The organism is Roseateles oligotrophus, from assembly GCF_025717515.1.
GTDB lineage: Bacteria > Pseudomonadota > Gammaproteobacteria > Burkholderiales > Burkholderiaceae_C > Paucibacter_A > Paucibacter_A oligotrophus.
On sequence record NZ_JAJIRN010000016.1, the window covers coordinates 1 to 6695 of the forward strand.

General features: G+C 57.2%; 7 protein-coding genes. All 7 read right to left on the bottom strand.

Going from position 1 to position 6695, the window contains the following annotated elements; translation table 11 throughout:
- Positions 1 to 270: 270 nt before the first annotated feature.
- Positions 271 to 726, bottom strand: coding sequence for a hypothetical protein (locus LNV07_RS25075; protein WP_263573946.1), 456 nt, complete (start codon positions 724 to 726; stop codon positions 271 to 273).
- Between the two features lie 127 nt (positions 727 to 853).
- On the bottom strand, positions 854 to 1327 hold the full coding sequence (locus LNV07_RS25080) for a DUF4275 family protein (RefSeq protein ID WP_263573947.1): 474 nt from the start codon (positions 1325 to 1327) through the stop codon (positions 854 to 856).
- 1513 nt (positions 1328 to 2840) lie between these two features.
- The gene (locus LNV07_RS25085; RefSeq protein WP_263573948.1) at positions 2841 to 3362 is read right to left on the bottom strand and encodes a hypothetical protein; all 522 of its coding nucleotides are present in this window, start codon (positions 3360 to 3362) and stop codon (positions 2841 to 2843) included.
- Positions 3363 to 3652: 290 nt separating this feature from the next.
- A complete protein-coding gene (locus LNV07_RS25090) occupies positions 3653 to 4237 on the bottom strand; it encodes a hypothetical protein (protein ID WP_263573949.1) in 585 nt (194 codons plus the stop codon).
- Between the two features lie 506 nt (positions 4238 to 4743).
- Positions 4744 to 5355 carry a hypothetical protein gene (locus LNV07_RS25095; protein ID WP_263573950.1) on the bottom strand — a complete coding sequence of 204 codons (612 nt, stop codon included), beginning with the start codon at positions 5353 to 5355 and terminating at the stop codon, positions 4744 to 4746.
- A 142-nt stretch (positions 5356 to 5497) separates the two neighbouring features.
- On the bottom strand, positions 5498 to 5917 hold the full coding sequence (locus LNV07_RS25100; RefSeq protein WP_263573951.1) for a hypothetical protein: 420 nt from the start codon (positions 5915 to 5917) through the stop codon (positions 5498 to 5500).
- Positions 5918 to 6038: 121 nt separating this feature from the next.
- Positions 6039 to 6695 (bottom strand): hypothetical protein (locus LNV07_RS25105; protein ID WP_263573952.1); only part of this gene is annotated, 657 nt, incomplete at its 5' end.

Consider the following 6695-nt stretch of genomic DNA (forward strand, 5'->3'; position numbering starts at 1 on the left):
TGGCAAGATCACGGTGACCGGAGCCTGAACCGGCCGGCGCTCGGCCTGGTGCAGCTGTCGGCGATGCGAGTTGCCTCGGCAACTGGCCGCGAGCGAGCAACCAGAAAAGAAACTTCGAGCTTTGCTTAGCCTGCTGCATAACGTCGAAGTTGAGCCGCGAGCGGCGGCTGGGCACGGAAGGCCCAGAATGAAATGGGGGCCTGGAGTGACCAGCCGTTGCGAGTCGGCTCGAACGACCGGTTAGGCCGCACCTTCGCCTCGCGCTGGAGGTTACTTGAGTTCATTGATTGCGGCGCCAGCGGCGCTTGCAACTTGGCGACAAAGGGCGCTGTGCCCAGCTGGGCAGGCGTTCTTGGCCCGTTCTTCGATTTGACGTAGGTCCGCTTCGTTGGTAGTTGCATCAATGTGACGAAGGACGAACGCCTTGAACTTCGCGTCGGCTGCTGCGAGACGGCCCAACTGGCCAAACTGCACCCACTCTGTTGACAGGGTACGCACGACCAATTCGGAGTACCCCTCAGCAAACATGCCGTCGTCGGGGCAAGGCGGAAAGTTCTTCTTGTGAAATTCGTGAATCTTTGACCAGTCGCGAAGAGTGTTGATTGACGCGGCGAATTCGGCATCAGTGAGCGCGCAGGTCGTCGATAGTTGGCTACCACCCGCGCTCGCGTTGCCTACGGCGAGCAAGAGTGCGACTAGCGAAGCAACGGTGATGCGCGATGGCATTTTTATGCGGCCTAACGTCGAAGTTGAGCCGCGAGCGGCGGCTGGGCACGGAAGGCCCAGAATGAAATGGGGGCCTGTAGTGACCAGCCGTTGCGAGTCGGCTCGAACGACTGGTTAGGTGGCGGGTTCAATTCCACCCCTTGGCTGTAGCGGCCGCAGCTTCTTGCTTCTTCTTGAGCTGGGCAAGATTCGCGTTGTTCAGTTGCTCAAAGTTCGCGTGCCTTGCAAAGTACGGACCAAGCCACCCCGCTTCGTGTGTGAAGGCCATGGTCCAAGCGAAATTCAGAGGGAACACGTAGTAGTCGAAGAGTGAAGCTTTGCTCGGAAGCATATCCGTGGAAAAGGCCGTTCTCCCATCATTCGAGAGGACCATGTACTCGGCGGCGAGTTGCTGCTGGTATTGGGCGAGTGCGTCATCGCGCTCAGCGCTGGGATAGCGGCCTGCGCTAAAGATGTGCCAGAGAAAATCCTTGGCATTCACGCCATGGCGATTTGCACCAAATGCTGCGAGCCAGGCCGCCCTCAAATCGGCCGCCTCGGCCTCGGTGCAGTGGCGCACGATCACACCAGGTTCAACAAGCGGTTGCAAAGCACGAGGCATTTTGAGCCACCTAACGTTCGAGCTGAGGGGCCGCAGCCAGCTGGCCGCGCGGAGCTGAAAATATACAGGCAGCATAGCGCGGCCAGCTGGCGGAGGTCCACTCGAGCGACCTGTTATGTGGAGCCGCCTCGAAGGCACCAAGGTGAAAGTGGCAGACAGAACCCCGGGGCTGAGCCCTTGTGGCGCTCGGCAGGCTAAGGCGGCAGGCTGGTTCTTTGCCATGCGGCCGGCCGCGCACCAAGGAAAGATAAACACTGCTCTGGCCGAACCCGGCGAGATCACGGCGACCGGAGGCTGAAACCGCCTGCGCCCCGCCCGACCCGGCAGAAAGCGAGGCCCATTGCCACAAGCGCTCGCTGCGAGCGAGCGATCGGCAACGCAATTTGAAGCTTTGCTTAGCCTGCCACATAACGTCGAAGTTGAGCCGCGAGCGGCGGCTGGGCGCGGAAGGCCCAGAATGAAATGGGGGCCTGGAGTGACCAGCCGTTGCGAGTCGGCTCGAAGGACAGGTTAGGCCTCATCTTGGCGGGGCTCATACTCTTCATGAACCCATGCGAAGTCTGGAGCCTGCCTTGTCGCACACCAGCGAGGTGGCAACTCGGCGAGTCCGCCAATTGATGGATCACGATCAAACATGCAACCGAAACAGACCAGCTTGAGGTCGACTGCGTCCAGTGTCGTGCCGCATAAGAACTGCCAATCACCATCTGGATCGTGGTAGACCTCTCGGACTGGTTCTCGGCCTTCCATGATTTGCCGAGTCGTGAAAACTCCAGTTTCAACTGGGATTCTGAACGGCCAGGACTGGAAAGAGTGGGAGTGGCTCATTTGAGGCCTAACGTCGAAGTTGAGCCGCGAGCGGCGGCTGGGCACGGAAGGCCCAGAATGAAATGGGGGCCTGTAGAGACCAGCCGTTGCGAGTCGGCTCGAACGACCGGTTAGACCCCAGGCGCCCAAGCCAGCCAGCGGCCAGAACGAACTTTAAGTCTGCGACCATTCTTGAACAATCCGGTTGTACGCCCGATCAAGAGCTCCAGAGACGTCGTCCGCGCTGAAGTAGCAAACCGCAAGCGCGTTGAATTGATTTGGATACCGCGCAACCTTGCGCATAAGTGCTGAGGCTCGAGACTCCGAAAGTGACTTTCCCGAAATATGCGCATGCACTGCGGGATGGATAACTCGGACCAACGGATGCCGAAATCTCTGCCCGAGGTGTCTTAGTATTTCTTCCGCCTGTGCCTTGTCTAGTTTCACTGAGCGCGGGACTCGGCACACTTCATGAAAAACCATGAAAGCCGCGTTTGGCGAAACTCGTGCAGCTTGTGCCGACAACCGGCGCCACCGAATTGGCGCCTGGTAGGGAAACCGGCAGTCAAGCTCGCCGACAAAGTCCACTTCGGTCATTGGGGTCTAACGTCGAAGTTGAGCCGCGAGCGACGGCTGGGCACGGAAGGCCCAGAATGAAATGGGGGCCTGGAGAGACCAGCCGTTGCGAGTCGGCTCGAACGCAGGGTTAGCCCGCACGCTTTGGCTCCAGCAGCGGGCTGAATCTATACACGACAGTTAGTCGTCCCTCGGTTCGAACGCGGTGATAGTTGTCGAGCGTGACGCAGGTCTCGAAGCTAAGCAATGCAATCAGCTTTTGTATTGAGGAACTCAGCGTCATGCGAAAGGCCGTTTCGTCGCTTGCTGCCAACCCGGCCAATATTGGATATATGCCAAACCACATACCCATGACGCCCGGCATAGCCGCGTCCACATTCGCTGCGAGCGTGCGTAGAGAATCTGTATCGAGTTCAGCCACAGTGTTGGGCTGAAAGTTCGAATGCAATATCGAGCGGAATGTTTGGCCGGGCAGTGCGACTTTGTCTAGCTTTTCGGCAAGTTGGACCGCGTAAAACTCGATATCCGCCCTTGCTTGCCCGATATGCGCTTGGCTATACGAATGGTCATTGATTTGCTTTTGCAAACTTACTTGAGCCAGCAAAACGGCCAAAGTTGTAACGGCGACAATTGGCGCGTAAATGCCTGACATGGCCGACCCAAACTCTGCCCATCTTTGATGATCAGAGGAAAGCACGGTTCCGAATGTCGCAAGATAAGCTACGAGAGGCGCCCCGTACGCGGCAAGGAGCAGCCAGACTAGGCGCCTATTGGGAAGAAACATGAGTATGTCGCCTAGATGAGGTGCATTTTGTGCGGGCTAACGTTGGAGCTGAGCGGCCGGAGCCAGCTGGCCGCGCGGAGCTGAAAATATACAGGCAGCGTAGCGCGGCCAGCTGGCGGAGGTCCGCTCGAGCGAAGGGTTAGGCGTCGCTGTGTGCGTCACGGCTGTCCAGAACGATGAAAGACAAACACTGTCTTGTATAAATCGTGACCCGTTGTCCATGGAAAGCACTGCTTTCCCGAGCCGAGGAGCTGGCTTCGGAACAATCCGTCGCCATAGTGATATGACTTGAATTCGGCGAGCAGTCGATTGCTTGAAGCTTCATAAATTTGGGTTGGACGTTCATAGATCGGGAACAGGCGACTCACTCGCTTGTACTCGTTCCCACCTTCCCATCGAACCAAAGAGTCCATCTTTTTTGACAGAGCGTGTCGTTCTTCAAACTGGTTGGGCGCGAGCACCGCCAATTTCCATTCGCCAGACTCGGTATAGAGACCCGTGCTCGAGGAGCTTGCAATTGTGCCTACGAGCCTTAAGTTGTCTGATTTTGCGCAGAGATCGTTGAACTGGGCTGTTCCAAGAGCGACATCCACGAATGGAGCACTAATCAGCGCCAGGAATGCAATGATTCCAACGATTGTTTGCCTCAGCCTACCGCCGAAAAGACGAGAGAAAAGGTTCGCGCCTATTGCGCAAACTAGTGCCCATATTAATGCTGCTGCGAGAGCCAGGATGCCAGCCATTTTCGACGCCTAACGTTGAAGCTGAGTGGCCGCAGCCAGCTGGCCAAGCGGAGCTGAAAATACGGAGCCAGCATAGCGCGGCCAGCTGGCGGAGGTCCACTCGAGCGCCCGGTTATGCAGAGCCAAAATCGAAGGCACTACTGTTGAGTTGGCCGACAGCATACCGAAGCTGTTCCCTTGCCGCACTCGGCTGAGGCGACTGGCTGTTGCTTGGCCATGCGGCCGGCTGCGAACCGAGAAAGGCAAACGGCCAGCAGAGCCTGAACAGGCAAGATCACGGTGGCCGGAGCCTGAGACCGCTGGCGCTCGGCCTGGCGCCGCTGGCGGCGAGGCGAGTTGACCCGGCAACTGGCCGCGAGCGAGCGACCAGAAAAGAAGCTGCGAGCTTTGCTTAGCCTGCTGCATAACGTCGAAGTTGAGCCGCGAGCGACGGCTGGGCACGGAAGGCCCAGAATGAAATGGGGGCCTGAAGTGACCAGCCGTTGCGAGTCGGCTCGAACGCCCGGTTAGGAGGCGTTTTTATAGCAAGCTGAACCATAAGGGGTAACTTGCCCAAACGGCTTGGCTTCTGAATTGGCTGCGCGGAGTGTATGGGCCTCGGCCCTGTTCTTTGCAGCTTCAGCGAACTTTCCTGTTGCCTCAAGAGCGAATGCGTAGCGTTCATAAGCGTCAGCAACCCCTAATGGATATTTGGCACGGAGCCCCTCTTTCTCCATTAACGGAATCAATTGGGAAAAATATGACGCCGCCTGATTGGATTTCCCTTGCTTCTCTGTAAGAAGCCCAAGCTCGTACAACGGGAGATAAGGCGAATGGTTTCGATCTTCTTCGAACTGCTTTGACCGAAGTAGGTACTTCTCCGACTCATCCCAAAAGCATGTAACGCCAAGGGAGCGTCCATACTCGTAATTAACCATGGCCTTACCGCCTGCCTCGGCCTTACCCAAGTCGGCATTTACTACAGCCTGCGCAAACTGCCGCCTCGCAACTTCCCAGTCACCGTTGCGCTGCGCGTTGTAGCCGGATTGCGCATGCGCATCTGCATTGCGTATATTTATGTTGGACGCGCAACCACCGACGGAACAGGCAATAACTAGGAGAGAAATGAATGACCGCATTGGGCCTCCTAACGTCGAAGTTGAGCCGCGAGCGGCGGCTGGGCACGGAAGGCCCAGAATGAAATGGGGGCCTGGAGTGGCCAGCCGTTGCGAGTCGGCTCGAACGCAAGGTTAGCCATCCCGCCACAAATGGATGATCTGCTCATGGTTTCAGTACGATTTTCACGCCCGAAAAGTAGTCCTGCTTGAACCAGAGAACTTTTTCTATGGCGAATCCAGAAAGCACAATTGTGTGTTCGTTCTCCCACCTGAGAGCTAGGCCGTCGGGCTTGCCATCCAACCCGAAAAGTCCAGAAAAGACTTTTCCACTGGCCCGATCTTCAATCTGCAGTCCTGATTGCCAATTTGTTGTCGCACCACAATCGGAGTACCCGATCTTGGCGATCTTCTTTCCGTTCGGGGATGCCAGCTCCTGCACTCGGGTGAATTCACACAAGCCAGCCCCTTCGAATATCAGATAGGTGCCGGCGTAGAAGAATGCCGAAACCAAAAGGCCGGCAAAGAACAAAAACGCGCCGGCGTTCCATACCCAGGTTTTGAAAGACCGCAGTTGCAGAAGCATGTTTTGGATGGCTAACGTCAAAGTTGAGCCGCGAGCGACGGCTGGGCACGGAAGGCCCAGAATGAAATGGGGGCCTGTAGTGACCAGACGTTGCGCGTCGACTCGAACGAATGGTTAGGCGTCATGGTCGCGGCTGCCCGCCTTCCCAACCGGCCTCACAGGCAACGCTTGTCGATGTGACGCCGGCCGCGATGTTTTTGTTCAGCATCGCAATTGCGGCATCTATGGATTCGCGCATTTCTCCTTCAGGCCCATAGCGAAACAGCCGGGCGTCGTTACCAAGGTAGTCGCGTCCATCGACGTTGAGACAGAAGACTGCTGAAGCAGACTTGTTCTGGGTGGTGGTTGACAACAGGGCGAAGACTGGCGCGGCTATCAGACCTGATGTGCCAACTGCAGTTGCGAGTTGGAAGTCGTCAAGCTTTGCGCCAGGTATCGACAGGCGTACGTCGGTGGTCTTCACAACGACAGACTGCGCCTTTACCTTTTCAAGCGTGCGCCCTAGGCGCTGCGCGAGATGAATGGGAAGGCTGCCGCCGGGGAACTTGTCGTCACCAAGATGCTGCACAACCCCTTGTGAGTTCTGCAGTACCTTTGTTGTCTTCCACTCTGTGGCGCGAAGGTCGCTCACTGCAGCTGTTACTGGGACCGAGGTTGCCGACGCGTCTGTAAGGGGTTTGTCGATAGGGCTGGCGCAACCGACGAGAAAGCTCAGGACGAGCATCGAACATGCTGAAATGTGTGGAGTACGCATTGAGATTGGGGGCTTTGTGACGCC